The sequence below is a fragment of the Streptococcus mitis genome (assembly GCF_000960025.1).
GTDB lineage: Bacteria > Bacillota > Bacilli > Lactobacillales > Streptococcaceae > Streptococcus > Streptococcus mitis_DH.
This window is the reverse complement of the sequence record NZ_JYGQ01000001.1, coordinates 1,064,933-1,089,748: the sequence shown is the minus strand read 5'-3', so window position 1 is coordinate 1,089,748 and position 24,816 is coordinate 1,064,933. Positions and strand designations below refer to the sequence as shown.

Below are 24,816 nucleotides of genomic sequence, written 5' to 3'. Positions count from 1 at the left end.
CAACGCCAACAGCTAAACCGGCTGCAAAACAAGTCATCGATGACGCATTGAAAGCTAAGAATGATGCGATTGATGCCAATAACGATTTGACTGCTGAAGAGAAAGCCCAAGCTAAGGAAGACGCGAAAGCGAAAGCTGATGCAGCTAAGCAAGCAATTGACAACGCGACAACAAACGATGCAGTAACTCAAGCTAAAAACGCAGGAGTGACATCAGTAGATTCGGTAACTCCAACGCCAACAGCTAAACCGGCTGCAAAACAAGTCATCGATGACGCATTGAAAGCTAAGAATGATGCGATTGATGCCAATAACGATTTGACTGCTGAAGAGAAAGCCCAAGCTAAGGAAGACGCGAAAGCGAAAGCTGATGCAGTAAAAGCAGCCATCGATAATGCCACAACCAACTCAGAAGTCGACCAATCTAAGTCAACTGGTATTGAAGAAGTGAACTCAGTCAATCCGATCGCACAAATTAGACCGGCAGTTGGAGCAAGTGCTGGAGTTCATGTAAACTCAGCTAATCCAACTTCTAAAGAAAAACCACAGGAAAAACAAGCAATAGACCAAGTATTGAAAACTGATGAAGCCAAAGCTAAAGTGAAAGATAGTGTAGCATTTCCTATCTCACAACTTGAAAATGAGAATCAGCAAGTAGCTACTAATCAGCGTGTAGTGGCTAGAGAATTGCCAAATACAGGCACAACAGAATCCATAACGGCAATGGTTGCAGCAGCAGCTAGTGCAATACTTGGTTTTGGTCTTATTGCTCGTCGTCGAAAAGAAGATGAAGAAGATAAATTAGAAAATCAATAACGATTTCTAAAGGTCGCAACTCCTTTTTTGAGACTAAGTGGATAATATTATTCTTAAAACTCTCCTAGAGCAAAATAGTTACTAGGAGAGTTTTTTCTCTAATCAGAAGATACGTGACGGGACTAAAGACAATCTCATCTGCTTTGCGGATGAGGGTTTTCTTATTTTGTGCTATACTTAAGGTATGCATAGAAAAACAGTGATTGATTTTAGGGCTTTGGGGGAGAGATACACCTTTACCCAGCCTATAAAAGAATTAAAAACGAGAGATTTAGCAAAAGTGGCAGATTTGCTGGCACAAGTGGAAAGCTACCAAGAGCAAGGCTACTATGTGGTGGGCTATGTCAGCTACGAGGCTGCACCTGCTTTTGAGGAGAAATTAGCAGTTCATAAAGCTCCTTTACTGGGAGAGTACCTGCTATATTTTACAGTTCATGACAGCGTAGAAACTTCTCCTATTCCTCTGACTTATGATGAGGTTGATTTGCCTTCAAACTGGCAGGAAGTAACGTCTGCAGAGGATTATGAAAAGGCGATTGCACAGATACATCATTATTTGCGGCAAGGAGACACCTATCAGGTCAACTACACCGTCCAACTCAAGCAGGAGTTGTCTGCCAATCCTTTTGCCATCTACAATCGTATGGTGGTAGAGCAGGAGGCAGGCTACAATGCCTATGTTGAACATGACGAGATGGCAGTGATTTCCATGAGCCCAGAGCTCTTTTTTGAGCAAAATGGCCACGAGTTGACAACGCGACCAATGAAGGGAACGACTCAGCGTGGCATGACCGCCCAAGAAGACTTGGAGCAGGCCAGTTGGTTGGAACAGGATCCCAAAAATCGCTCTGAAAATATGATGATTGTGGACCTCTTGCGCAATGATATGAACCGTATTTCAGAAGTGGGAAGTGAGCATGTGGAGCGTTTGTGTCAAGTGGAGCAGTATTCGACTGTCTGGCAGATGACTTCGACCATCAAGAGTCGGTTGCGAGAGGATGTTGACCTTGTAGAAATATTCCGTTCTCTCTTTCCTTGCGGTTCCATAACAGGAGCTCCGAAAATTGCGACTATGGAAATTATAAAGGACTTGGAGCCACAACCGCGTGGAGTCTACTGTGGAACGATTGGTCTCCTGATTCCAAATGGGTGCCGAATTTTCAATGTTGCCATTCGGACCATTCAACTGCATCAAGGGAAAGCCATCTATGGAGTTGGCGGAGGCATTACATGGGATAGCACTTGGGAGTCTGAATACCGCGAGGTTCATCAAAAGGCAGCAGTTCTCTATCGTAAACAAGCTCGCTTCCAATTAATTACAACTGGAAAAATCAGCCAGAAGAACTTGTTGTTTGAAGATCAGCATTTGGAAAGATTGAGAACAGCTAGTCGGTATTTTGCTTTTTCTTTTGATTTAGAAGACTTGAAACAAAAGATAGAAGAAGAGTGTCAGGCTTGTGATGATAATCAAGATTACCGTTTGCGTATTTCTCTCAGCAAGTCTGGAGAGATAGAAGTCGATCGCCAAGTATTAACACCCCTCAGTCCAAGTTTTTGTCAGGCCCAACTCTGTCTTCAGGAAGCCAATTTGCAACAAGCTTTTACCTACTTTAAAACGACTCACCGACCGCATTTGAGTCTAGGGGAGCAAGAGAAGATTTACTACAATAAGTCAGGAGAACTTCTTGAAACCTCTATCGGAAATTTAGTTTTGAAAATCGCTGGGAAACTTTACACGTCACCTATCCGACTGGGAATATTGCCAGGAATTTATCGTCAGCATTTGCTGGAAACAGGACAGATAGAAGAGCAAGTCTTGACCTTGGCAGATTTAGTCCAAGCAGAAGCTATTTACGGCTGTAATGCAGTGAGAGGCTTGTATGCGTTAAGCCTTGAGGAGAACTAGATGAAACTGATATTTTTACACGGGTTAGGGCAGTCAGCAGAGAGTTGGAAAGAAGTTCGGAATCTACTGACAGATTATCCTTCTGAGGCTATTGAGTTATTTCCTTCTGGAGTTAGCAACTATCAACAAGCTAAAGAGCGAGTTTATCAGCATCTAGCTCAAGAGACAGAACCTTTTATTTTGGTTGGATTATCCTTAGGTGCTGCTCTGGCACTAGAACTTTCCAGTTACGATTTACCAAATTTCCGAGCTTTGGTTCTATCAGGATGCCCGCTTAAATTGTCCGGTAATATCCTTTTTTACATTCAGTTGCTGATATTTAAACTACTCCCCAAAAGAGTATTTGAAAAACAGGGAGCAGACAAAGCTCTTATGGTCGGAATTTCTGAGGAATTGAAGACATTTGATTTAACTGATATATCAAGAACTTGTTCTTATCCAACCTTACTAATTTGTGGCAGCAAAGATAAACCGAATCTCAGTTCAATGAAAACTATTCAAGAACTGATGCCAAATTCTCAGTTTCAGATTATCCCTGACGGCCCTCAGATTCTGAATAGAGCTAAACCAAAAGAGTTTGCAGAAATAACCAGAAGTTTCCTTGAATTGCTGAAATAAGTTTGATAAAATAATAGTGAAATCGATAACATCGTTATAGGAGAACGAAATGAATAAACGTCTATTTTTAAAAATGAGTCTGGCTACCTTGCCAGTCTTAGCCTTGTTTTCACAACCTGTGTTAGCAGAAGAAAACATTCATTTTTCTAGCTGTAAGGAAGCTTGGGCGAATGGATACTCGGATATTCACGAGGGAGAGCCTGGTTATTCTGCCAAGTTAGACCGCGATCATGATGGTGTGGCTTGCGAATTGAAAAATGCTCCTAAGGGTGCTTTTAAAGCAAAACAAGCGGCTACAACTCAAACCGATACAACTTCATCCACAGCAAGTGGTTGGGTTAAGCAGGACGGCGCTTGGTATTATTTTGACGGAAATGGAAATCCAGTGAAAAATGCTTGGCAGGGAAGCTATTACCTGAAAGCTGATGGTCAAATGGCACAGAGCGAATGGATTCATGACTCTTCTTATCAAGCTTGGTATTATTTGAAATCAGATGGTTCTTATGCAAAAAATGCATGGCAAGGAGCTTATTACCTTAAATCAAACGGTAAAATGGCACAAGGTGAGTGGGTTTATGACTCTTCTTACCAAGCCTGGTATTACTTGAAATCAGATGGTTCTTATGCTCGCAATGCATGGCAAGGAAACTACTATTTGAAATCAGATGGTCAAATGGCTAAAAATGAGCGAGTTGATGGAGGCCGTTATTATGTAGATGCTTCAGGTCTCTGGAAACCATAAGTAAGGATAAAATCTAGAAAGTTAATGCAAACCTTTGCATAAATGAGTGAATTTTGTTATACTATATCTGTAAGCATTTTCAATTAATTCATAATAAAAAAGGAGAATATGATGAGTCAAAAGATTATTGGGATTGACCTTGGTGGAACTTCTATCAAATTTGCAATCTTAACAACAGCAGGAGAAATCCAAGAAAAATGGTCTATCAAGACTAATATTTTGGATGAGGGAAGTCATATCGTAGATGATATGATTGAGTCTATTCAGCATCGTTTGGACTTGCTTGGATTGGCAGCAGCGGACTTCCAAGGAATTGGGATGGGATCACCAGGTGTGGTTGACCGTGAAAAAGGGACTGTTATCGGTGCCTACAACCTCAACTGGAAAACCCTTCAACCAATTAAAGAGAAGATTGAAAAGGCCTTGGGTATTCCATTCTTCATCGATAATGATGCCAACGTAGCTGCTCTTGGTGAGCGTTGGATGGGGGCTGGTGATAACCAACCAGATGTTGTATTTATGACACTCGGTACTGGTGTTGGTGGCGGTATCGTCGCTGAAGGCAAATTGCTTCACGGTGTTGCTGGTGCAGCAGGTGAGCTTGGTCATATCACTGTTGACTTTGATCAACCAATCGCATGTACTTGCGGTAAGAAAGGTTGCCTTGAGACAGTTGCTTCAGCAACAGGGATTGTCAACTTGACTCGTCGCTATGCCGATGAATACGAAGGCGATGCAGCCTTGAAACGCTTGATTGATAATGGAGAAGAAGTAACCGCTAAGACTGTCTTTGATTTGGCAAAAGAAGGAGACGATCTTGCTTTGATCGTTTACCGTAACTTCTCACGTTACTTGGGAATCGCTTGTGCTAACATTGGCTCAATCCTAAACCCATCAACAATCGTTATCGGTGGTGGTGTATCAGCTGCGGGAGAATTCCTTCTACAAGGTGTTCAAAAAGTCTACGATGAAAATACCTTCCCACAAGTACGCACAACTACTAAACTAGCTCTTGCAACTCTAGGAAATGACGCTGGAGTTATCGGAGCAGCATCACTTGTATTGCAATAAAATAGAAAAAGGAGAAAATTGCTTTCCAGAAGCGAGTGATTTTCCTCCTTTCTTTTTTTATGCTATACTAGTTAGGAAATAAATGAGGTGAGAGTAAATGACAAAATCAGATACGATTTTTAAAGAGAATATTGAACGCATTCTAAAGGAAGGTGTTTTCTCAGAGCAAGCACGTCCCAAGTACAAGGATGGGACAGTTGCCAACTCTAAGTACGTAACGGGTGCCTTTGCAGAGTATGACTTGGCCAAGGGGGAATTCCCCATTACAACCTTGCGTCCCATTGCAATCAAATCAGCTATCAAAGAAGTTCTCTGGATCTACCAAGACCAGTCTAATAGCCTAGAAGTTCTCAATGACAAGTACAATGTTCACTACTGGAATGACTGGGAAGTGGGAAATACGGGAACCATTGGTGAGCGCTATGGTGCTGTTGTTAAGAAACACGACATTATCAATAAGCTTCTCAAGCAGTTGGAAGTCAACCCTTGGAACCGTCGCAATATCATTTCGCTCTGGGATTACCAAGCTTTCGAAGAAACAGAAGGACTACTCCCATGCGCCTTTCAGACCATGTTTGATGTCCGCCGTGTAGATGGAGAAATCTATCTGGATGCGACCTTGACCCAGCGTTCGAATGACATGTTGGTGGCCCACCACATCAATGCTATGCAGTACGTGGCTCTTCAAATGATGATTGCCAAGCATTTCGGCTGGAAGGTTGGGAAGTTCTTCTACTTCATCAACAATCTCCATATCTATGACAATCAATTTGAACAAGCTCAGGAATTGCTCCGTCGTGAGCCATCAAACTGCCAACCACGTTTGGTCTTGAATGTGCCAGATAAGACCAATTTTTTTGATATTAAAGCAGAGGACTTTGAGTTGGTGGATTATGACCCTGTCAAGCCACAGTTGAAGTTTGACCTAGCTATTTAAAAGAATAGAAAAAAGAAGTTGAGAAAATAAATCCCAACTTCTTTTGTTTCTTAACGTGATACGCGGCGACGAGCTGCTTTTTTACGGTTTTCTTCGATGAAAGCTGCTTTTTGCTCTTCTGGTTCGATCACTTTCTTTTTAAATGCGTATACTGCACCTGCGACTGCAGCGACAGTTCCTGCGACACCTGTTACAAGACCTTTAGCGAATCCTTTAGCCATGAGTCTTCCTCCTTTATCTTCTTAATCAGCCAGCCCCCTCAAGAGGTCACATTTTTCTGACTGACCTTTTTGTGTTATAATAATAGTAACGAAAAAATGGGAATTTTTCAAGGAAAAAAGATGAAAACAAAAATAATTGTGATTGTTGGACCGACTGCAGTTGGAAAAACAGCCCTTGCCATCGAAGTTGCAAAGCGTTTTAATGGCGAAGTGGTTAGTGGAGATAGCCAGCAAGTCTATCGAGGTCTGGATATAGGGACGGCTAAGGCTAGTCCAGAAGAGCAGGCAGCTGTTCCTCATCATTTAATCGATGTTAGAGAGGTAACCGAGTCTTACTCGGCTTTTGATTTTGTTTCAGAAGCTAAGAAGGCTATTGAGGATATTCAAAGCCGTGGCAAGCTAGCTATTATTGCTGGTGGGACTGGGCTTTATATCCAGAGCTTGCTTGAAGGCTACCACCTAGGTGGTGAGACTCCTCATGAGGAGATTTTAGCTTATCGAGCTAGTTTGGAGCCATATTCAGATGAGGAATTAGCCCATTTGGTGGAGCAAGCAGACCTTGAGATTCCCCAGTTTAATCGTCGTCGTGCGATGCGTGCCTTGGAAATTGCCCATTTTGGTCAGGATTTGGAAAATAAAGAGACCTTGTATGAACCATTGATTATCTGCTTGGATGATGAACGCAGTCAATTATATGAACGAATCAATCATCGAGTGGATTTGATGTTTGAGGCTGGGCTTTTGGATGAGGCTAAGTGGCTCTTTGACCATTATCCAGATGTGCAGGCAGCCAAGGGCATTGGCTACAAGGAACTCTTTCCGTATTTTCGTGGGGAGCAGACTTTGGAGGAAGCTAGTGAGAGTCTCAAACAGGCGACCCGCCGTTTTGCCAAGCGTCAGTTGACCTGGTTCCGTAATCGTATGCAGGTCACCTTTTATCAGATTGGAGAAGCTGGTGTGCAAGACCGCATTTTAAGCCAGATAGAGGAGTTTTTAGATGATTGAAACGGAGAAAAAAGAGGAACGGGTTCTGCTCATTGGTGTAGAATTGCAGGGCATGGACAATTTTGACCTCTCCATGGAAGAATTGGCCAGTCTAGCTAAGACAGCTGGTGCCGTCGTAGTCGATAGTTACAGGCAAAAACGTGAAAAATATGATTCCAAGACCTTCGTCGGCTCTGGTAAGCTAGAAGAAATTGCGCTCATGGTGGATGCAGAAGAAATTACTACTGTCATTGTCAACAACCGTTTAACTCCACGGCAAAATGTCAATCTGGAGGAAGTTCTGGGTGTCAAGGTCATTGATCGTATGCAGTTGATTTTGGATATCTTTGCCATGCGAGCCCGAAGTCATGAAGGGAAACTCCAAGTGCATTTGGCTCAGTTAAAATATCTCTTGCCTCGCTTGGTTGGTCAGGGGATTATGCTTAGTCGTCAGGCAGGGGGAATTGGTTCCCGTGGTCCAGGTGAAAGCCAGTTGGAGTTGAACCGTCGTAGTGTTCGCAACCAAATCACGGATATCGAGCGTCAGCTCAAGGTGGTTGAGAAAAATCGGGCGACAGTTCGAGAAAAACGTCTGGAGTCTAGCACCTTTAAGATTGGTTTGATTGGTTATACCAATGCTGGGAAATCAACCATCATGAACACCTTGACCAGTAAGACCCAGTATGAGGCAGATGAGCTATTTGCGACTCTAGATGCGACGACTAAGAGTATCCATCTGGGGGGGAATCTCCAAGTAACTTTGACAGATACCGTGGGCTTTATCCAAGATTTGCCGACAGAGTTGGTGTCCAGTTTTAAGTCAACCTTAGAAGAAAGCAAGCATGTGGACCTTCTGGTTCATGTTATCGATGCCAGCAATCCTTACCATGAGGAGCATGAAAAAACAGTTCTGTCCATCATGAAAGACCTGTACATGGAGGATATTCCTCGCCTGACCCTTTATAATAAAGCAGATTTGGTGGAGGATTTTACGCCTACCCAAACGCCTTATGCCCTCATTTCTGCCAAGTCTGAGGATAGTCGTGAGAATTTGCAGGCACTATTTTTAGAGAAAATCAAGGATATTTTTGAATCTTTTACCCTGCGCGTGCCTTTTTCAAAGTCCTACAAGATTCATGATTTAGAAAGTGTTGCGATTCTGGAAGAACGTGATTATCAAGATGATGGGGAAGTCATTAGAGGCTATATTTCTGAGAAAAACAAATGGAGGTTAGAAGAATTTTATGACTGATATTAAAACCTTAGCTCTAAAATATGGGGGCTATACAAGTCTGGATAAGGTCTATCTGGATCAACTTCTAGCTGGTAAAGCAGAGCAAGAGCAGTTGGCACTGATCACTCCTCCGCCTAGCGTGGTTAATGCTTACTTTGCAGAACTCTACCAGAAAAAGAGTCCTGAAGCAGCGACGGATTATTTTGCGGAACTCAGTCAGGAACTGAACCTCTACAATACTGAGCCAAGTTTCACTGAAGAAAGCAAACCCTTTATTCGTCTTAACCTATCTGGAAAATCCTTTGGATTTTGTTATGAGAGTGAGGGGCTGGGGCGGATTTTCTCTGAAAATGAAGAGGTTATTTCAGAAGACTTGCTCTTTGAAATTGCGCAAATTTTCCCCCATCAACTGGTCTTTGAGGAGTCTGGCAAGATTTACATGAAGGCTGTCGGAGACGAGCAAGTTGTTAGCATGGAGAGTCTCACAGCTTTGACTGATTTGGAAAGCTTGGCTGATGGTCGCAAGCGTCTTAAAGGTTACAGTCAAGAGGAGTTATTACAAGAAGCTACAGCTTTTTCTGGCAAGCGCTATTTCCGATCGGAAAACCGCACAGCCATGTTATATATTGATTAATTAGAAAGTATCGAATGGATATTCAATTTTTAGGAACGGGGGCTGGTCAGCCCTCTAAAGCCCGCAACGTTTCAAGTCTCGCCCTGAAACTCTTGGACGAGATTAACGAAGTCTGGCTCTTTGACTGTGGAGAAGGTACGCAAAATCGCATTCTGGAAACCACAATTCGACCACGTAAGGTCAGCAAAATCTTTATCACCCACCTGCATGGAGACCACATTTTTGGCTTGCCAGGTTTCCTTTCTAGTCGTGCCTTTCAGGCCAATGAAGAGCAGACAGATTTGGAAATCTATGGACCGCAAGGGATCAAGTCCTTTGTCTTAACCAGTCTTCGTGTGTCAGGTTCGCGCCTGCCTTACCGTATTCATTTTCATGAGTTTGACCAAGATTCTCTAGGAAAAATCCTTGAGACCGATAAATTTACGGTGTATGCAGAGGAGCTGGATCATACTATTTTCTGTGTTGGCTATCGTGTCATTCAAAAGGACTTGGAAGGAACGCTAGATGCTGAAAAGCTCAAGGCTGCTGGCGTCCCATTTGGCCCACTTTTTGGGAAAATCAAAAACGGCCAGGATGTTGTTTTGGAAGACGGAACTGAAATCAAGGCATCAGACTATATCTCAGCTCCACGTCCAGGTAAGATTATCACTATTTTAGGAGACACTCGAAAAACGGATGCCAGTGTGCGTCTGGCTGTCAATGCCGATGTCCTTGTTCATGAATCGACTTATGGCAAGGGTGATGAAAAAATTGCTCGTAACCATGGCCACTCTACTAACATGCAAGCTGCGCAAGTAGCGGTAGAAGCAGGTGCTAAACGCCTCTTGCTCAACCATATTAGTGCCCGTTTCCTCTCAAAAGATATCAGCAAGCTCAAAAAAGACGCTGCTAGTGTCTTTGAAAATGTCCATGTGGTCAAAGATTTGGAAGAAGTGGAAATCTAGCAGTCACAGAAAGGAACAGTATGCCTACTATTCTCATTACCGGAGCTAGCGGTGGCCTAGCCCAAGAAATGGTCAAACTCCTGCCAAATGACCAACTCATCTTGCTTGGTCGAAATAAGGAAAAATTAGCCCAACTCTACGGAAACCATCCCCATGCAGAATTGATTGAAATCGATATTACCGATGATTCAGCCTTAGAAACTCTGGTAGCAGACCTCTATCTCCGTTATGGCAAGATTGATGTCTTGATAAACAACGCTGGTTACGGGATCTTTGAGGAATTTGACCAGATTTCCAACCAAGATATTCACCAGATGTTTGAGGTCAATACCTTTGCCCTAATGAATCTGTCTCGTCGCCTTGCGGCTCGAATGAAGGAAAGTCGAAAAGGCCATATCATCAATATCGTCAGCATGGCAGGTTTGATCGCTACTGGCAAGTCTAGTCTCTACTCAGCGACCAAGTTTGCGGCCATTGGTTTTTCAAATGCTCTGCGCCTAGAACTCATGTCCTACGGTGTTTATGTAACGACGGTCAATCCAGGACCAATCCGTACAGGATTTTTTGACCAAGCCGACCCAGATGGAAGCTATCTCAAATCTGTTGACCGTTTCCTGCTAGAGCCAGATGCAGTGGCTAAAAAGATTGTCAAGATTATAGGAAAAAAGAAACGAGAACTTAATCTCCCGATTTTGTTGAACCTAGCCCATAAGTTTTATACTCTCTTTCCCAAGCTAGCTGATAAGTTGGCAGGGGAAACTTTTAATTATAAATAAAAAAAGTTGTTCCTAAAATGGAGCAACTTTTTTACGATTAGAACAAATCAATACCAGTCTTATTTAATGCGTGGCAATGATAAGTGAAGGCGTTGATAAAATTAGAGTAGTATTGCTGATCAATAAATTTTGCGCTTTGAAGATAATTAAATAGATTTTTCGCTAAAGGAATAGCCTCAGGTTTATTCCATCTAAATTGATTGTAAACATGTTCAACTTCTAAAAACATGAGGGGAATAGCCAGATAGCCTCGTTCGAAGGTCTGAAGTGATTTAATTTTTTTAATAATATCATCAGCCTTTTGATAGTAACCCAGTTCAGAGAAATATTTTGCAGAGAAAGTAAGAGCATTTAAGATACGGATGTAGGTGTCAGTATTTGCACTTTCTTTGTACATAAGTAGTAATTGTTTGGTCATATGGTCAATGAGTTCCATCGGACAATGATTGACGATAACACGATAAATTTCAAGTTCGATACTATTAAAGACATCCGATTTCATTAAATGATTGATAATGTTTTGAATCCTGGCAACAGTTTCTGGACTCTTTGCTATGGTTGGATAGTGTCTTAATTTGATAGATTTGAAAATCATCTCTGCTTGAAGTGGATTGTCTTTTAGATAGACATCAAATAATTTTTCGTATTCTTCAATGTAAGTGAGGATATCTTCTTCATGGACCACATGTTTGCCAAATTCAATAGCAGGTAATTCTAAACAATCTCCACCTTTATTTGCATAGGCAATAACAAAATCATTCCATTCAACTCCGATAACAATTAACAGTTTGGCAAAGTTTTCAAGTGAAATTCCTTTTTCTCCTTTTTCAAATTGACTTAGGAACTGTGGTGATACGATATCTGAGGCGGCTTCCTTTAGGCTGAGGCCTCGTGCTTCACGCAGGTACTTAAATGTAGTTCCAAATGGATATAGGTTTTCCATAAATCATCTCCTTACATACTTCTAAGACTATTATACAAAAATTTAGAGAAAAAAATGGAGAAAGAAAACTATAGTTACAAAATATTAGAATTCTATGCTATTTTTTGTTTTTATGAACAAGATTGAAACTATAGTTTAAATGACGCAAAATTTAAATATCTATTATGGTATGATAAGGAAAAGGACAGGAAATAAAGTGAGCTTGTTATACTAGTATAACAAGGATTGACTTACCACTCAATCCTATTCTATCAGCCATCAAAGGAGAAAAAGCCATGAGAAGAACTTAAATGCTCGATACTAGAAAAATATCATAGTTATTTTTAAGGTTATAAGACAATTATCATAAATTTTTAGAAAAATAGAAATATATAAGGAGTTTTGTTATGAGAAACAGAAAAATGTTGGCCTCTTCTTTACTAGCCGGAGCTTTATTGTCAATAGGTTATGTAGCCTCTAAACCGACAACGGTTCATGCCTTAACAGATATGAGTGTCAAGGATACTCAGAATCCCTTGAAAATCACCTTGATACCCACTACTGGGAACCCGTTTTATTCAGGAAGTGTGTTGGTAGATATTCAAAGAAATTCTTCTACTGATAATCCATCTTTGTATTATGATTTAGTTAATGAAGATACAGGGGCTATTGTAGCTAGTTATAACTTTAATAGTTTTGGGGATCAAACTAGAAGTCAATCCCATGTTTGGTTACTATATGCTGAAGATGGAAGATATCATATTGATGTTTATAGTGAAAAAGACTTTGGGAAACGATATTTTGGTCGGTCAGAAGTATTTAAAGTATCAAATCACGGATATGTACCCATAACAAATTCAGAGACACCTAAAGCTACTGAAACACCAAAACAATCTACTAGTTCTAACTCAGCTCAGACTGGTTGGTCAGGTAACTCATACTACAAAGCTGGTGTTAAAGTAGTGAATCAATGGATTTTTGATGTTCAGTACAATTCTTACTTCTACCTAAATGCGTCAGGTAACTATGTTCAGAATGCTTGGTCAGGCAATTACTACCTCAAATCAGGTGGTTACATGGCTAAGAGTGAGTGGATTTATGATAAAAACTATAGTTCATACTATTACCTAACATCAGAAGGAAGCTATGCTCGTAGTACTTGGGTAGGTAGCTATTACCTCAAATCAAATGGTAAGATGGCTAAGAGCGAGTGGGTCTATGATAGCAGCTACCAATCTTATTATTACCTAACTTCTGAGGGTAGCTATGCTCGTAATACATGGATAGGTGACTACTATCTCAAGTCAAATGGTAAGATGGCAGTCAACGAACGGACCCCAGATGGCTACAAAGTAGATGGCTCAGGTAAGTGGGTAAAATAAAACTTTTTTGAACTGGAAGAAAATAATGGAAAAACATGAAAACCAAATGAATGAAGAGATAATCGTAGAAAAAGTCGAAGATACTGAAGAAGTGACCGTAGAAAAAGTCGATGAGACTACGGAAAGAATGGAAGAATCAATTAATGAAGTAGTTACAGAGAAGCCTGATAAAGTAGAAGCACTCAAAAAAGAGGCGTCAATTTTTGTAGAAAAAGCTGGACAACAAATTGAAAATCTAGATATGAATGGTCTCATTGAAAAGATTAAAAAACTATTTGAAACAAAACCTCTACAATCTATCGGGATAAGCCTAGCTATCTTTCTTGTTCTGTTCTTTGGAATTCGCAAATTAACCAGTGATCCCTTAGATGGAACTTATGAAATTTTAACAAGACGTGATCATTTAGTCATGGTGATTAAAGGAAATGCTGGAACCGTCACCTCTGAAGATTCAGACGGAGACAAAGAAAAAAGATTAGTGAAAATTAATAAACAAAAGAAAGAATTGACAATCACAGACGATAAAGGAAGAGATTTAGGAAAAACAAAATATATGTTAAAAGATAAAGAACTCTATCTTCAAGAGCCAGATCAAACCTTTAACCGAGTAAAATAGACAACACATTCAAAGCTTACCTCAGTACCCTAAAAGTTACTGGGGTAAGAAATTGTATATTGTATATAGGGAGAGTATCAAATGAAATTTAAAAAATTAATAACTCTAGCTAGTTTAGTAGGACTGATTGTTTTTCTTGCGACTACTGTAGTTGCCTGTACCTCAAAATCTGAAAACACAGAAACCAAAACTGCACAAGTTGAAAAAAACAAAGAAAAAGAAAAAAAAGAAGCGTTAGACAAAGCTAAATCGTATGATAAAAGTCTTAACCTTTCTTACAATGCTATGGAAAAAAAATTGTTGGAAGAAGATTTTTCTGAAGAGGCTGTAAAATACGCACTTTCTAACGTGGATATTGATTGGAAACAAAATGCATTGGAAAAAGCTAAAGAGTATGCTAAAACTCCTCTCGTTTCAAGAACATTTATTTCCCAAAAGTTACGCTACGAAGATGGATTTCATGACGACCAAGTCAACTATGCTATTGATAATGTAGATGTTGATTGGAAAAAAGCTGCAATAGAAAAAGCTAAAGATTACGCTAAAAATAACCGTTTATCAAGTTTTAAAACCATGGGTGAGTTACAAAGCGAAAATCGATTTACACCTGAAGAGGCAAAATACGCAGTAGAAAATGCTGGTATCGATTGGAAGGAAGTGGCGCTAGAAAGAGCTAAAGAGTATATACAAACTGAGCGAGAACCAGAATTTGCAATTTCCAACACCAGAGATTATCTCCAAGGTGACCAATTTAAGCCTGAAGAGGTAAAGTATGCAATAGACAACTTGAAAAAATAAAAAAGAGGTGGCGACCTCTTTTTTATTATTTCTCTTTCACAATTTCACCATCTACTTTATCAAAGCCTATTGTATTTCCTTTAGAAACTTCGGTAATGAGTAAATCTCCAGAAGAAACAAGACTGCCAGAGAATCTAATATATCCAGCATAGTATTTATCACGAATTTGTCCACTAGTTAGAGATACGTAAGTAATATAATCTGGTTTGTTTTCGTAAACAGACATTTTTATCTCTTCTTTTGTAGTGTTATTCCCTGATCCATCTGTTATCGCCTTAGCTTTAACTTTATCGATTTCAAAACTGCTTTTTGATCTTTCTTCAGCTAATTTTCTAACTTCATTGATGTTTTTGCCTACAACTTCATCCATATGAAGCTCTACGGCTGCACCAACAGTCCCTCCGCCTATTTCGTAACCTTTCAGTTTTCCGCCTTTTGTGATATAGACGTAGTTTATTCTTTCATCTTTTCCAGGTAATCCATCATCATTAGAATCACTCACACTATAGAAAACTCTCTCTTGATTGTCGTTCATTAACTGAGCGATACCTTTTCCTTTTGTATCCATAGACGATGAACAAGCTACTAAAATAGCGCTAGCAAGTAGTGCACCTAATAACAACAATCCATTTCTGTTTTTCATAATAAAACTCCTTATATATTTCTATTTTTCAAAAAAATTTATGATAATTGTCTTATAAGCTTAAAAGTAAATAAGATACTTTTTTAGTGTCTAGCATTCAAGTTTTTCCCATGTCATTTTCTCCTTTGATGACTGATAGAATAGGACTGTGTGGTAAGTCAATCCTCGTTATACTAGTATAACAAGCTCACTTTTTTATCTATTCTTTCTCCTATCATACCATAATAGATATTTAAATTTTTCAACATTTAAACTATAGTTTAAATGTTTTTTAAAAAATCCAAAAATAGCATAGAATTCTAATATTTTGTAACTATAGTTTTCTTTTCTCTATTTTTTTTCTAAATTTTTGTCTAATAGTTTTAGAAGTATGTAAGGAGATTATTTATGGAAAATCTATACCCATTTGGAGCTACATTTAAGTACCTGCGTGAAGCACGAGGGCTCAGCCTAAAGGAAGCTGCCTCAGATATTGTATCACCACAGTTCCTAAGTCAATTTGAAAAAGGAGACAAAGGAATATCACTTGAAAACTTTGCTAAATTGTTAATTGTCATAGGAGCTTTAGAAAATTTCAAAGCTGATAATATGAAAGAACTAGTAAATTTATATGATGATACAAAATATAAAGAATTACAGTTGAACTATCAGAAAGAAATGCTACAGTTACAAAGGGAACAATATATTGATACAAAGAAAATGCTTCAAGCATTAAGATACAACAATTATGTTCAAACTTTACAATTACAGCAGTTAGACGGAATCCGTAGAAATACAGAAGAAGCAGTTGATTATTTGAGAAATTTACGTGTTCAAGAAAATCATTATCACACACATAATCATTACCATCAAAATAATATTTATTAATTTATATAGGTGAAATTAAAATTAGAAATAATATGAAGAAAATTATAAAAATAATTACCTGTTTGGGTTTGTTTTACAGCTTATTTTCACTTGTGAATTCAGCCCAAGCTGACAGTACTGACTACAATCAACTATTGCCACAAATTACCGAGAAGTGGGAGAGCAAACATCTATTTGAAAATAATGCTAATAGACTTGGTTACGCTTTGAAAGACATTGATAGAAATGGGACTGATGAATTATTAATTGGTCTTACTAATGGTGAAAAATGGGAACTGTTTGAAGTATACTATATGAATGGTAATACTCCCACTCCATTATTTGATAGATTTTGGGATACAAGCTTTAGAATGGGGACAGTTATTAATACCTATACAGATGGCAGTATTATGGTATTCGAAAGTTCTCCAGGAATTGTATCATATAGATTGTTCCAACTTTCTAAAGAAAATAAGGAGCCAACGTTAATTAAAAAAGGTGAATTTAGAGCAGGAGAAGGTGACTTAGATGAATTAAACCTTGATTCTAAAATAAAAATAGATACCTCAACTATTGAATATACTTCTCTAAATCTCCCAATCATTGGAGATAATATGGATCCTAATCCTCCCATGCCCAAGTCCCTTGTCGATGCCAAAATTGGAGATGAAATTCCTTTGCCATCTGAGTTAGTAGGTATTTGGATTAATAAAGAGCCAAATAATGGTACTAAACCTGGTAGAGCTTCATCACTTATTTTAGGAGATGATGGTAGCTATACTGGAACTTTTAAAGATGGAGATATTAGAGGGAAATTATCCCGTCTTAAAAAAGTGAGTGAGAACGGATTTATTGTCTTAAAAGATAATCAGGAGGATCAAGAGTTTGCTTTTAGTGTCGGTTTAGGTGGAGGTTTGCCTTCTGGTCATAGACTCGAACATGGTATGGTACTAGAAGGGCGAACTTTATATAATGTATTGTGGGTAGTAAAAGAAGGGGAGGAAGACTATTCTAAACCTTCCAAGCTAGTAACTTTTGTAAATCCAACTTATGGTCCTAAGAAAATTGAGAAAAAAGCAGAACAAGAAGTAGCGAAACAAGGCGACACAGTGGCAGAATCAACTCAAGACAGTAGTGAGAAGACACAGCCAGAGCAAACGTTATTTGAAAATATTCCAGTATTTGGACTGGTTGTGGGAGCTGGACTTGTCCTCGTTTTAATACTCTCTATATTTTGGTTTAAAAAATAAGATTTTTTAAAAAACTTTTGATTTGCTACTGGAGAAAAAACCTCAAGAACTAGGGTTGAAAGCTAGTTCTTGAGGTTTTTAAGTTATTCGATTTAGAGTGATTCTCAACTATCAAACTGGACTTCTTCTAGTAGATAGTCGATAAAGCGTTCGCCCATCTTAGACAGGCTGGTTTTTTCATGCTGGATATAGACCAGCTCAATTGGATCATCAATATCCAGTGGGATAGAAACGATATTGTCTCCGTTGAGGTTGCTGTTCAAAATACCTGTCGCAATGGTATAACCATCCAAACCAATCAAGAGATTAAAGAGGGTAGCACGGTCGCTGACTACGATAGATTTTTTGTGGTATTCCTGCGAGAGAATCTCTTCTGAAAAGTAGAAGGAGTTATGAGTTCCTTGATCATAGCTGAGGTAAGGGAAGTTCTCCAAATCAGACAGTTTGACCTTGTCTTTCTTTGCCAGAGGGTTGGTCTTGCTGACAAAGATATGGGGCTGAGCTGTAAAGAGATGATGAGCCAGCAGGTGGTTGTCATCCAGCATTTTGGTTAAAACATCACGGTTGTAGCTGTTAAAAAATAGGACACCGACCTCACTACGGAAGTTCTTGACGTCGTCGATAATTTCCCAAGTACGAGTTTCACGAAGAAAGAGCTCATATTTCTCCATATCGCTTTTCTTGAGCAGAGAGACAAAGGCATTGACTACAAAGGCATAGTGCTGGGAGGAGACGCTAAAGAGTTCGCGGTGGGCGACAGGATTTTTATAGCGTTCTTCCAGAAGCTGGGTTTGCTCGACAACTTGACGGGCATAAGAGAGGAACTCCATCCCATCACGGGTCAAGGTGATACCCTTTGGATTGCGGATAAAGATTTCAATCCCCATTTCATTTTCCAAATCTCTCACAGCATTGGAAAGACTTGGTTGGGTGATAAAGAGTTGCTTGGCTGCCTCATTCATGGAGCCAGTTTCGACGATTTTGATAATATAATGTAATTGTTGAATTCTCATGTTTTTATTGTACCACACTTGCGTCAGAATCGCCAAAGAAGATAGGAAAATCAGGGGCATTGTGTGATTCTCTTCTTGAAAAAAACACAAAATTTTGCTAGAATGAGTCTTATGAAAACATTCTATGATGTGCAGCAATTCCTCAAACGATTTGGTATTATTGTTTATATGGGAAAACGCTTATATGATATTGAACTGATGAAGTTGGAACTCTCTCGGATTTACGATGCAGGGTTGATGGACAAACTGGATTATCTAGAAGCAGAAGCGGTTCTTCGCAGAGAGCACAAGGTAGAATTGGATTATATTGAGAAAAATGGAGAAAAGAACTAATGGTTACTTGGATTTTGTGGGCACTTATACTGGCAATGTTGGCATGGATGGGCTTTAACTATCTTCGTATTCGCCGTGCGGCTAAAATTGTGGACAATGAGGAATTTGAAGCCTTGATTCGTACAGGTCAATTGATTGATTTGCGTGATCCAGCAGAATTCCACAGAAAACATATCCTTGGTGCCCGCAATATTCCTTCAAGTCAGTTGAAGACTAGTCTTGCAGCCCTGCGTAAAGACAAACCTGTCCTTCTCTACGAAAACCAACGTGCGCAACGAGTTACAAATGCAGCTCTTTACTTGAAAAAACAAGGCTTTTCTGAGATTTATATCCTTTCTTATGGCTTGGATTCTTGGAAAGGGAAAGTGAAGACTAGCTAATCTTATTTCCAAATTAGTCGAATGATAGGATGAAGCTATTGTTTCATAGTATAATTAATTTGTATAAAATTTAAGGAGTTCTTAGAACATGAAAGAAAAGAAGAAAAATCCACTTTTTGTGGGTATCTTGTCGATTATTCTTGGTTTGTTATTTCCGTTGGGAGGTATTGGTTTAGGTATTACCAGTTTATTGTATGCTAACTCACTTCAAAAAGAATCTGGACTAGACTATAAAACAGAAAAAATTATAGCTATTGTAGGGATTGTAGTTTCCGTAATTAATTGGGTTTTAGGATTGATTCTTTTTATGAATTAAGTAGTGTAAAACAAAAAAGCTTTATTTGAAAGCTTTTTTGTTTTATCCACTTTTCTCTAAGTAGTTTTTAATGATTTTCAATTCCTCTTGGTTCAAGGGACGGTATTGACCTTCTGCTAGTTCTGGGTCTAATGTAAACTCACCGAACTGAATTCGTTTGAGTGAGGTCACCTTGACACCAACCGAGAGGAACATTTTCTTAACCTGATGAAATTTTCCTTCTGAAATGGTGATGGAGGCTCGACTGAGGGAAGAACTAGCAGATAGAATTTCTAGTCTTGCAGGTTTACAGACAGTACCATCTAAAAAGACAATTCCCTTTTGAAAGGTTTGGTTATGGTCAGGTGTTAGAAGTCCATTAACCTCAACTTGATAAGTCTTATCGACATGATATTGGGGATGGAGGAGCTGAAATCCCAAGGGACCGTTATCGGTCAAGAGGAGGAGGCCAGTCGTATCTCGGTCTAGTCGGCCGATAGCATAGAGCTTGTCAGACTGGATGTCAGGCGGAAGGAGGTCCATGATGGTTGGAAGTTCCCTGTCTTTATTGGCTGTAACGACACCAGCAGGTTTATGAAGCATAAGGTAGGTGTGCTCATAGCCTTGAACGATTTGTCCTTGAAAAAGGAGTTCTTGTAGACCTGTATCGATATTTTGGGCTAGGGAGCGGGCAGGGCAACCATCGACTAGAATTTCTCCTCTGAGTAAGGCTTGTTTCATGGCCTTTCGGCTGATTTTTTCTTGGGCTAATAAATTATCTAAACGCATACTGTGCCTATCTTATCATAAGTAGCTTGCTTTGAAAAGGCTTGACGTGAAAAGAAAAGCAGAGTGAAAACATTTACACTTGCTTGAGTTATGTTATTTACTTGAAATTATGGTATAATCGTTCAGTTAGAAAATAAATTTTGAATATTATAGAGGAAATCATGACAAAATTAAGAGAAGATATCCGTAACATTGCGATTATCGCCCACGTTGACCACGGTAAAACAACCCTCGTTGACGAATTATTGAAACAATCAGAAACGCTTGATGCACGTACTGAATTGGCTGAGCGTGCTATGGACTCGAACGATATCGAGAAAGAGCGTGGAATTACCATCCTTGCTAAAAATACAGCCGTTGCCTACAACGGAACTCGTATCAACATCATGGACACACCAGGACACGCGGACTTCGGTGGAGAAGTTGAGCGTATCATGAAAATGGTTGACGGTGTTGTCTTGGTCGTAGATGCCTACGAAGGAACAATGCCACAGACTCGTTTCGTATTGAAAAAAGCTTTGGAACAAGACCTTGTCCCAATCGTGGTTGTTAACAAAATCGATAAACCATCAGCTCGCCCAGCAGAAGTAGTGGACGAAGTCTTGGAACTTTTCATCGAGCTTGGTGCAGATGATGACCAGCTTGACTTCCCAGTGGTCTATGCTTCAGCGATCAACGGAACTTCTTCATTGTCAGATGATCCAGCTGACCAAGAAGCGACTATGGCGCCAATCTTTGACACGATTATCGACCATATTCCAGCTCCAGTAGACAACTCAGATGAGCCTTTGCAGTTCCAAGTGTCACTTTTGGACTACAACGACTTCGTTGGACGTATCGGTATCGGTCGTGTCTTCCGTGGTACTGTTAAGGTTGGGGACCAAGTTACCCTTTCTAAACTTGACGGCACAACTAAAAACTTCCGTGTTACAAAACTCTTCGGTTTCTTTGGTTTGGAACGTCGTGAAATCCAAGAAGCCAAAGCAGGTGACTTGATTGCCGTTTCAGGTATGGAAGATATCTTTGTCGGTGAAACTATTACTCCGACAGACGCAGTTGAAGCTCTTCCAATCCTACACATCGATGAGCCAACTCTTCAAATGACTTTCTTGGTCAACAACTCACCATTTGCTGGTAAAGAAGGTAAATGGGTGACTTCTCGTAAGGTGGAAGAACGCTTGCAGGCAGAATTGCAAACAGACGTTTCCCTTCGTGTTGACCCAACTGATTCACCAGATAAATGGACTGTTTCAGGACGTGGAGAATTGCACTTGTCAATCCTTATCGAAACAATGCGTCGTGAAGGATATGAACTTCAAGTATCTCGTCCAGAAGTTATCGTAAAAGAAATCGACGGTGTTAAATGTGAGCCATTTGAGCGTGTACAAATCGACACTCCAGAAGAATACCAAGGGTCTGTTATCCAAAGCCTTTCTGAACGTAAGGGTGAAATGTTGGATATGATTTCAACTGGTAATGGTCAAACTCGTTTGGTCTTCCTTGTTCCAGCGCGTGGTTTGATTGGATACTCAACTGAGTTCTTGTCAATGACTCGTGGTTACGGTATCATGAACCATACCTTCGACCAATACTTGCCATTGATTCCAGGTGAAATTGGTGGTCGTCACCGTGGTGCCCTTGTTTCTATCGATGCTGGTAAGGCTACAACTTACTCAATCATGTCTATCGAAGAGCGTGGTACGATCTTTGTCAACCCAGGTACTGAGGTTTATGAAGGAATGATCATCGGTGAAAACTCTCGTGAAAATGACTTGACAGTTAACATCACTAAGGCCAAACAAATGACCAACGTTCGTTCAGCTACTAAGGACCAAACAGCTGTTATCAAGACTCCTCGTATCTTGACACTTGAAGAGTCTCTTGAGTTCTTGAACGACGATGAGTACATGGAAGTAACGCCTGAGTCTATCCGTTTGCGTAAACAAATCCTTAACAAAGCAGAGCGTGAGAAAGCTAACAAGAAGAAAAAATCAGCTGAATAAGAGCTAGAAAGAGATAAAGATGGTTTATTTAATCATAGGACTCCTCTTATTACTACTCTATGTATTTGCGACACCACAAAGCATTAAAGGGACAGTCAATATCGTCCTTGTCGTCTTTGCTTTTGTAGCACTCTTGATTTTGCTGATGTTGTCAGTTCTGCAAATCTTTCAGCTACCGACAGAATTCTTTATCGCAATCGCCATGCTCTTCCTAGCATACTTTAGCTTGCGAGATATTACCCTCATGTCGGTTAGTAAAAGTAAAAGAAGATAAAAAGAGAGTTTCGACTCTCTTTTTTTGTAGAAATTTTACAATAGTTTGAATTACCTTTTACTATAACATCATCTCTTTTGCTTGTAAAGCATGAAGGCGAAAACTGGAATAAAATCCGCTAATGTCATCTATTTTTTAGGAAGTTGTAAAACTTCATTACTAATGATATCTTAGTAAAATATGTTGATAGATTATATAGAAAGTGATATACTTAAGTTATAAGAAATCGTTTTCAAAATGAGGAAGGATTAAATTTGTTATCTTGGTGCTTAGGGTGTAATGGATTAAACTAGGAAAATAATTCTAAGAATTGATAAAACATAAAATCTTTGTTCTATAGGGTTATTCTCTTATATAAGGAGTCTACTATGAAGAAACTATTCATATTATTATCAACTTTTTTTCTCAGCTTCTTCCTTGCTTGGATTATTGTCTTACGTGCGCCACAATATTTATTTGCAAGCTATGATTCCGTTTCCTTACTTCGTGTCAAAAAAGATACTCAGGAACCGACGCGTGAGGTATTTGAAAAGGAATTAGAGAAGTTTGTAAACTCAGAACAGAGTTTAATAGCTAGAAGAATCGTAGAGCCGAGTAAGGATGGGACGACTCACTTTACTTATGCAACTTATGGTCAGGGAACTTTACCAAAAGAATTCCAAGAAGCTAGCCAAGAAAGTCGTGAACGTAGTGATCCGCTAAATAGTTATCTCCTTTTGTCAGGCTCCTTGACGAAAGAAAAGCTTGCCGATAAATTAGGAGATTTGGGTTATAAAGCAATTCCTGACCGAAAGACACCGCCCTATTCTCTTGCTTTTAGAATGTTACTAATTCCCCTTATTTTAATTAGTTTAGCAATATTTGGCTTATCTTTCTTTGCTCTAGTGATTATCACTCGGATTAAGGAAATGAGAGCTGCAGGTATAAAACTCTTTTCTGGTCAGACTCTCTTATCCATCATGGGGCATTCTTTATCTACTGATATCAAATGGCTCCTTCTATCAGCCCTCCTTTCCTTCCTAGGTGGGGGAGTCGTTCTTTTTAGTCAAGGTTTGTTTTATCCTATCTTGTTAGCCACCTATGGTTTGGGGATTAGTTTCTATCTTTTGTTTTTATTGGGGATTTCAATTTTACTAATGCTCCTTTATCTAATGAGTTTGAGTTATAAAGCATTAGTTCCCGTTATTAAGGGAAGATTACCCCTTAAACGCCTGATGGCTTTAACCCTATTGTGTCAGTTAGTAGCTGTTTTTACAGTAGGCTACGCTGTTAAGACAGGTTTGACGTCTTACCAACGATTGAAAGAACTTGAAATTTCAAAACAAGGATGGCAGGACAGAGCAGACTATTACCAGATTTTCTTTGGCTTAGGTGATAGAGTAAAAGATACAGAAAATCAGAATAAGTGGTATGCCTTTGCCAAGGAAGCAATCGAAGAAGAACAGGCTCTATTTGTAAAAGATAATCTCATTCATTTTGCAAATCCTCAAGGAAAAAATAAAAACGGAGAGACACTGGATACCTATAGTCCAGATGCTAATGTTCTCTATGTCAGTCCAAGTTATTTGGACAAGGAAAATGTATCTGTAAATGGTGAGACTAGACAAAAACTAGCCCATCTTCAAAAAGGGGAATTTGGACTCTTATTACCAGAACATTTGCGCTCTAGAGAAGCAGAACTTAAGAAAGTTTTTGAAGAAAGATTGAGTTATTATGGAAAATCTGGTGAGGAGGCAAGTGCTCCTTTAGAGTATGAAATGAGAGCGATTGTTAGCTATCTTCCAACTGGAGAAAAGCGATTTATTTATAATAACGGTGAAAGCCCAGTATCCATCCAGTACTTAACTGATCCGATTTTAGTTGTATTTACTCCAACATCTACAGGTGATAGTATCATTTCCAAATCTAGTTGGTCTATCAATGCTGGTAAGAATATCTTTGTCAAAGGATATGAAGATGGGATTAAACTCTTGAAAAATGCAGGAATTTATGAGCAAGTATCCTATCTTAAAGAAGGAAGAAGTGTTTATCTAACTCGTTATAATGAAGTTCAAACTGAAACAGCAACTTTAATCTTAGGAGCTATTGTTGGGATAGCTAGTTCCTTGTTACTCTTTTATTCTGTCAATCTTCTATATTTCGAGCAATTCCGTCGAGATATCTTGATTAAACGAATTTCAGGTTTACGATTTTTTGAAACACATGCTCAGTATATGGTTAGCCAATTTGCCAGTTTTATATTTGGTGCTAGTCTCTTTATTTTAAGCAGTCGAGACTTGGTGATTGGCTTGCTCACTTTATTAGTCTTTCTAGCTAGCGCAGTTTTGACGCTTTACCGTCAAGCTAATAAAGAATCTCGTGTTTCTATGACAATTATGAAAGGAAAATAG

Annotated in this window: 26 protein-coding genes and 1 pseudogene; 22 read left to right on the top strand and 5 right to left on the bottom strand. The window is 39.3% G+C overall.

Annotated elements, in window-relative coordinates; translation table 11 throughout:
• The 6 genes and pseudogenes from TZ91_RS10110 to TZ91_RS05620 all read left to right on the top strand — a co-directional run.
• On the top strand, window positions 1–815 hold an 815-nt coding region (locus TZ91_RS10110; protein ID WP_080929551.1), incomplete at its 5' end, for a DUF1542 domain-containing protein.
• Window positions 816–999: 184 nt separating this feature from the next.
• Entirely contained in the window at window positions 1,000–2,721 is a 1,722-nt protein-coding gene (pabB, locus tag TZ91_RS05640; protein ID WP_033686599.1) for an aminodeoxychorismate synthase component I, read from the top strand.
• Window positions 2,722–3,339 (top strand): alpha/beta fold hydrolase, encoded by a 618-nt coding sequence (locus TZ91_RS05635; protein WP_033686600.1) that lies wholly within the window; start codon window positions 2,722–2,724, stop codon window positions 3,337–3,339. It abuts the gene before it with no gap.
• A gap of 49 nt (window positions 3,340–3,388) precedes the next feature.
• A pseudogene (locus TZ91_RS05630) lies at window positions 3,389–4,075 on the top strand (excalibur calcium-binding domain-containing protein); the annotation flags it as partial.
• Window positions 4,076–4,192: 117 nt separating this feature from the next.
• Window positions 4,193–5,152 carry an ROK family glucokinase gene (locus TZ91_RS05625; RefSeq protein ID WP_020902451.1) on the top strand — a complete coding sequence of 320 codons (960 nt, stop codon included), beginning with the start codon at window positions 4,193–4,195 and terminating at the stop codon, window positions 5,150–5,152.
• 97 nt (window positions 5,153–5,249) lie between these two features.
• Window positions 5,250–6,089 (top strand): thymidylate synthase, encoded by an 840-nt coding sequence (locus TZ91_RS05620; protein ID WP_033686601.1) that lies wholly within the window; start codon window positions 5,250–5,252, stop codon window positions 6,087–6,089.
• A 50-nt stretch (window positions 6,090–6,139) separates the two neighbouring features.
• Here TZ91_RS05620 and TZ91_RS05615 read toward each other — a convergent pair whose 3' ends face one another.
• Window positions 6,140–6,310: a DUF3042 family protein gene (locus TZ91_RS05615; RefSeq protein ID WP_001051780.1), complete on the bottom strand. Its 171-nt coding sequence runs from the start codon at window positions 6,308–6,310 to the stop codon at window positions 6,140–6,142.
• Between the two features lie 120 nt (window positions 6,311–6,430).
• Between TZ91_RS05615 and miaA the strand changes: the two genes are divergently transcribed.
• From miaA to TZ91_RS05590, 5 genes are read left to right on the top strand one after another with little or no spacing between them, the layout of a single operon-like run.
• Complete coding sequence (gene miaA, locus TZ91_RS05610) at window positions 6,431–7,315, top strand: tRNA (adenosine(37)-N6)-dimethylallyltransferase MiaA (RefSeq protein WP_033686602.1); 885 nt, start codon at window positions 6,431–6,433, stop codon at window positions 7,313–7,315.
• The gene (gene hflX / locus TZ91_RS05605) at window positions 7,308–8,546 is read left to right on the top strand and encodes a GTPase HflX (protein WP_045597184.1); all 1,239 of its coding nucleotides are present in this window, start codon (window positions 7,308–7,310) and stop codon (window positions 8,544–8,546) included. The genes miaA and hflX overlap by 8 nt, the downstream gene beginning before the upstream one ends.
• Window positions 8,539–9,162, top strand: coding sequence for a cystathionine beta-lyase (locus TZ91_RS05600; protein ID WP_033686603.1), 624 nt, complete (start codon window positions 8,539–8,541; stop codon window positions 9,160–9,162). The genes hflX and TZ91_RS05600 overlap by 8 nt, the downstream gene beginning before the upstream one ends.
• Window positions 9,163–9,176: 14 nt before the next feature.
• Window positions 9,177–10,106, top strand: a complete 930-nt coding sequence (gene rnz / locus TZ91_RS05595) for a ribonuclease Z (protein ID WP_004256134.1) — start codon at window positions 9,177–9,179, stop codon at window positions 10,104–10,106.
• Between the two features lie 20 nt (window positions 10,107–10,126).
• The gene (locus TZ91_RS05590) at window positions 10,127–10,882 is read left to right on the top strand and encodes an SDR family NAD(P)-dependent oxidoreductase (protein WP_033686604.1); all 756 of its coding nucleotides are present in this window, start codon (window positions 10,127–10,129) and stop codon (window positions 10,880–10,882) included.
• 37 nt (window positions 10,883–10,919) lie between these two features.
• Here the strand turns inward: TZ91_RS05590 and TZ91_RS05585 are convergent, their stop codons facing one another.
• Complete coding sequence (locus tag TZ91_RS05585; RefSeq protein ID WP_033686605.1) at window positions 10,920–11,825, bottom strand: helix-turn-helix domain-containing protein; 906 nt, start codon at window positions 11,823–11,825, stop codon at window positions 10,920–10,922.
• Between the two features lie 386 nt (window positions 11,826–12,211).
• On the opposite strand from TZ91_RS05585, the gene TZ91_RS05580 reads away from it, so the two are divergent.
• The 3 genes from TZ91_RS05580 (at window position 12,212) to TZ91_RS05570 (ending at window position 14,600) form a co-directional block, all read left to right on the top strand.
• Complete coding sequence (locus TZ91_RS05580) at window positions 12,212–13,186, top strand: PspC-like choline-binding domain-containing protein (RefSeq protein ID WP_033686606.1); 975 nt, start codon at window positions 12,212–12,214, stop codon at window positions 13,184–13,186.
• A 25-nt stretch (window positions 13,187–13,211) separates the two neighbouring features.
• Window positions 13,212–13,802 carry a hypothetical protein gene (locus TZ91_RS10625; RefSeq protein WP_080702834.1) on the top strand — a complete coding sequence of 197 codons (591 nt, stop codon included), beginning with the start codon at window positions 13,212–13,214 and terminating at the stop codon, window positions 13,800–13,802.
• An 81-nt stretch (window positions 13,803–13,883) separates the two neighbouring features.
• On the top strand, window positions 13,884–14,600 hold the full coding sequence (locus TZ91_RS05570; RefSeq protein WP_052690262.1) for an Ltp family lipoprotein: 717 nt from the start codon (window positions 13,884–13,886) through the stop codon (window positions 14,598–14,600).
• Window positions 14,601–14,625: 25 nt separating this feature from the next.
• Here the strand turns inward: TZ91_RS05570 and TZ91_RS05565 are convergent, their stop codons facing one another.
• Window positions 14,626–15,243: a hypothetical protein gene (locus tag TZ91_RS05565; protein WP_033686607.1), complete on the bottom strand. Its 618-nt coding sequence runs from the start codon at window positions 15,241–15,243 to the stop codon at window positions 14,626–14,628.
• A gap of 387 nt (window positions 15,244–15,630) precedes the next feature.
• On the opposite strand from TZ91_RS05565, the gene TZ91_RS10835 reads away from it, so the two are divergent.
• Together TZ91_RS10835 and TZ91_RS05555 are read left to right on the top strand one after the other, a co-directional pair.
• Window positions 15,631–16,110, top strand: coding sequence for a helix-turn-helix domain-containing protein (locus TZ91_RS10835; protein ID WP_033686609.1), 480 nt, complete (start codon window positions 15,631–15,633; stop codon window positions 16,108–16,110).
• Window positions 16,111–16,142: 32 nt separating this feature from the next.
• Entirely contained in the window at window positions 16,143–17,339 is a 1,197-nt protein-coding gene (locus tag TZ91_RS05555) for a hypothetical protein (protein WP_033686610.1), read from the top strand.
• Window positions 17,340–17,443: 104 nt separating this feature from the next.
• On the opposite strand, the gene TZ91_RS05550 is transcribed toward TZ91_RS05555, so the two are convergent.
• Window positions 17,444–18,352, bottom strand: coding sequence for a LysR family transcriptional regulator (locus tag TZ91_RS05550; protein WP_001222582.1), 909 nt, complete (start codon window positions 18,350–18,352; stop codon window positions 17,444–17,446).
• Window positions 18,353–18,415: 63 nt separating this feature from the next.
• On the opposite strand from TZ91_RS05550, the gene TZ91_RS05545 reads away from it, so the two are divergent.
• The 3 genes from TZ91_RS05545 (at window position 18,416) to TZ91_RS05535 (ending at window position 19,381) form a co-directional block, all read left to right on the top strand.
• Window positions 18,416–18,685: a YqgQ family protein gene (locus TZ91_RS05545; protein WP_020901947.1), complete on the top strand. Its 270-nt coding sequence runs from the start codon at window positions 18,416–18,418 to the stop codon at window positions 18,683–18,685.
• Complete coding sequence (locus tag TZ91_RS05540; protein WP_000259256.1) at window positions 18,685–19,065, top strand: rhodanese-like domain-containing protein; 381 nt, start codon at window positions 18,685–18,687, stop codon at window positions 19,063–19,065. Before TZ91_RS05545 ends, TZ91_RS05540 begins: the two co-directional genes overlap by 1 nt.
• Window positions 19,066–19,153: 88 nt before the next feature.
• Window positions 19,154–19,381, top strand: a complete 228-nt coding sequence (locus tag TZ91_RS05535; RefSeq protein WP_000660081.1) for a hypothetical protein — start codon at window positions 19,154–19,156, stop codon at window positions 19,379–19,381.
• A 42-nt stretch (window positions 19,382–19,423) separates the two neighbouring features.
• Here TZ91_RS05535 and TZ91_RS05530 read toward each other — a convergent pair whose 3' ends face one another.
• Window positions 19,424–20,149 carry a 16S rRNA pseudouridine(516) synthase gene (locus TZ91_RS05530; protein WP_045597178.1) on the bottom strand — a complete coding sequence of 242 codons (726 nt, stop codon included), beginning with the start codon at window positions 20,147–20,149 and terminating at the stop codon, window positions 19,424–19,426.
• A 161-nt stretch (window positions 20,150–20,310) separates the two neighbouring features.
• On the opposite strand from TZ91_RS05530, the gene typA reads away from it, so the two are divergent.
• From typA to TZ91_RS05515, 3 genes are all read left to right on the top strand, one after another.
• Window positions 20,311–22,152, top strand: a complete 1,842-nt coding sequence (typA, locus tag TZ91_RS05525) for a translational GTPase TypA (protein WP_000164111.1) — start codon at window positions 20,311–20,313, stop codon at window positions 22,150–22,152.
• Between the two features lie 19 nt (window positions 22,153–22,171).
• Window positions 22,172–22,426, top strand: coding sequence for a DUF3165 family protein (locus TZ91_RS05520; protein ID WP_000262675.1), 255 nt, complete (start codon window positions 22,172–22,174; stop codon window positions 22,424–22,426).
• A 368-nt stretch (window positions 22,427–22,794) separates the two neighbouring features.
• Window positions 22,795–24,816 (top strand): bacteriocin-associated integral membrane family protein, encoded by a 2,022-nt coding sequence (locus TZ91_RS05515; protein WP_033687221.1) that lies wholly within the window; start codon window positions 22,795–22,797, stop codon window positions 24,814–24,816.

What these genes read in the sequence shown, in the direction of transcription:
- pabB (WP_033686599.1), top strand. Translation starts at nt 1,000, where the DNA reads ATGCATAGAAAAACAGTGATTGATTTTAGGGCTTTGGGGGAGAGATAC.
- TZ91_RS05635 (WP_033686600.1), top strand. Translation starts at nt 2,722, where the DNA reads ATGAAACTGATATTTTTACACGGGTTAGGGCAGTCAGCAGAGAGTTGG.
- TZ91_RS05625 (WP_020902451.1), top strand. Translation starts at nt 4,193, where the DNA reads ATGAGTCAAAAGATTATTGGGATTGACCTTGGTGGAACTTCTATCAAA.
- TZ91_RS05620 (WP_033686601.1), top strand. Translation starts at nt 5,250, where the DNA reads ATGACAAAATCAGATACGATTTTTAAAGAGAATATTGAACGCATTCTA.
- TZ91_RS05615 (WP_001051780.1), bottom strand. Translation starts at nt 6,310, where the DNA reads ATGGCTAAAGGATTCGCTAAAGGTCTTGTAACAGGTGTCGCAGGAACT.
- miaA (WP_033686602.1), top strand. Translation starts at nt 6,431, where the DNA reads ATGAAAACAAAAATAATTGTGATTGTTGGACCGACTGCAGTTGGAAAA.
- hflX (WP_045597184.1), top strand. Translation starts at nt 7,308, where the DNA reads ATGATTGAAACGGAGAAAAAAGAGGAACGGGTTCTGCTCATTGGTGTA.
- TZ91_RS05600 (WP_033686603.1), top strand. Translation starts at nt 8,539, where the DNA reads ATGACTGATATTAAAACCTTAGCTCTAAAATATGGGGGCTATACAAGT.
- rnz (WP_004256134.1), top strand. Translation starts at nt 9,177, where the DNA reads ATGGATATTCAATTTTTAGGAACGGGGGCTGGTCAGCCCTCTAAAGCC.
- TZ91_RS05590 (WP_033686604.1), top strand. Translation starts at nt 10,127, where the DNA reads ATGCCTACTATTCTCATTACCGGAGCTAGCGGTGGCCTAGCCCAAGAA.
- TZ91_RS05585 (WP_033686605.1), bottom strand. Translation starts at nt 11,825, where the DNA reads ATGGAAAACCTATATCCATTTGGAACTACATTTAAGTACCTGCGTGAA.
- TZ91_RS05580 (WP_033686606.1), top strand. Translation starts at nt 12,212, where the DNA reads ATGAGAAACAGAAAAATGTTGGCCTCTTCTTTACTAGCCGGAGCTTTA.
- TZ91_RS10625 (WP_080702834.1), top strand. Translation starts at nt 13,212, where the DNA reads ATGGAAAAACATGAAAACCAAATGAATGAAGAGATAATCGTAGAAAAA.
- TZ91_RS05570 (WP_052690262.1), top strand. Translation starts at nt 13,884, where the DNA reads ATGAAATTTAAAAAATTAATAACTCTAGCTAGTTTAGTAGGACTGATT.
- TZ91_RS05565 (WP_033686607.1), bottom strand. Translation starts at nt 15,243, where the DNA reads ATGAAAAACAGAAATGGATTGTTGTTATTAGGTGCACTACTTGCTAGC.
- TZ91_RS10835 (WP_033686609.1), top strand. Translation starts at nt 15,631, where the DNA reads ATGGAAAATCTATACCCATTTGGAGCTACATTTAAGTACCTGCGTGAA.
- TZ91_RS05555 (WP_033686610.1), top strand. Translation starts at nt 16,143, where the DNA reads ATGAAGAAAATTATAAAAATAATTACCTGTTTGGGTTTGTTTTACAGC.
- TZ91_RS05550 (WP_001222582.1), bottom strand. Translation starts at nt 18,352, where the DNA reads ATGAGAATTCAACAATTACATTATATTATCAAAATCGTCGAAACTGGC.
- TZ91_RS05540 (WP_000259256.1), top strand. Translation starts at nt 18,685, where the DNA reads ATGGTTACTTGGATTTTGTGGGCACTTATACTGGCAATGTTGGCATGG.
- TZ91_RS05535 (WP_000660081.1), top strand. Translation starts at nt 19,154, where the DNA reads ATGAAAGAAAAGAAGAAAAATCCACTTTTTGTGGGTATCTTGTCGATT.
- TZ91_RS05530 (WP_045597178.1), bottom strand. Translation starts at nt 20,149, where the DNA reads ATGCGTTTAGATAATTTATTAGCCCAAGAAAAAATCAGCCGAAAGGCC.
- typA (WP_000164111.1), top strand. Translation starts at nt 20,311, where the DNA reads ATGACAAAATTAAGAGAAGATATCCGTAACATTGCGATTATCGCCCAC.
- TZ91_RS05520 (WP_000262675.1), top strand. Translation starts at nt 22,172, where the DNA reads ATGGTTTATTTAATCATAGGACTCCTCTTATTACTACTCTATGTATTT.
- TZ91_RS05515 (WP_033687221.1), top strand. Translation starts at nt 22,795, where the DNA reads ATGAAGAAACTATTCATATTATTATCAACTTTTTTTCTCAGCTTCTTC.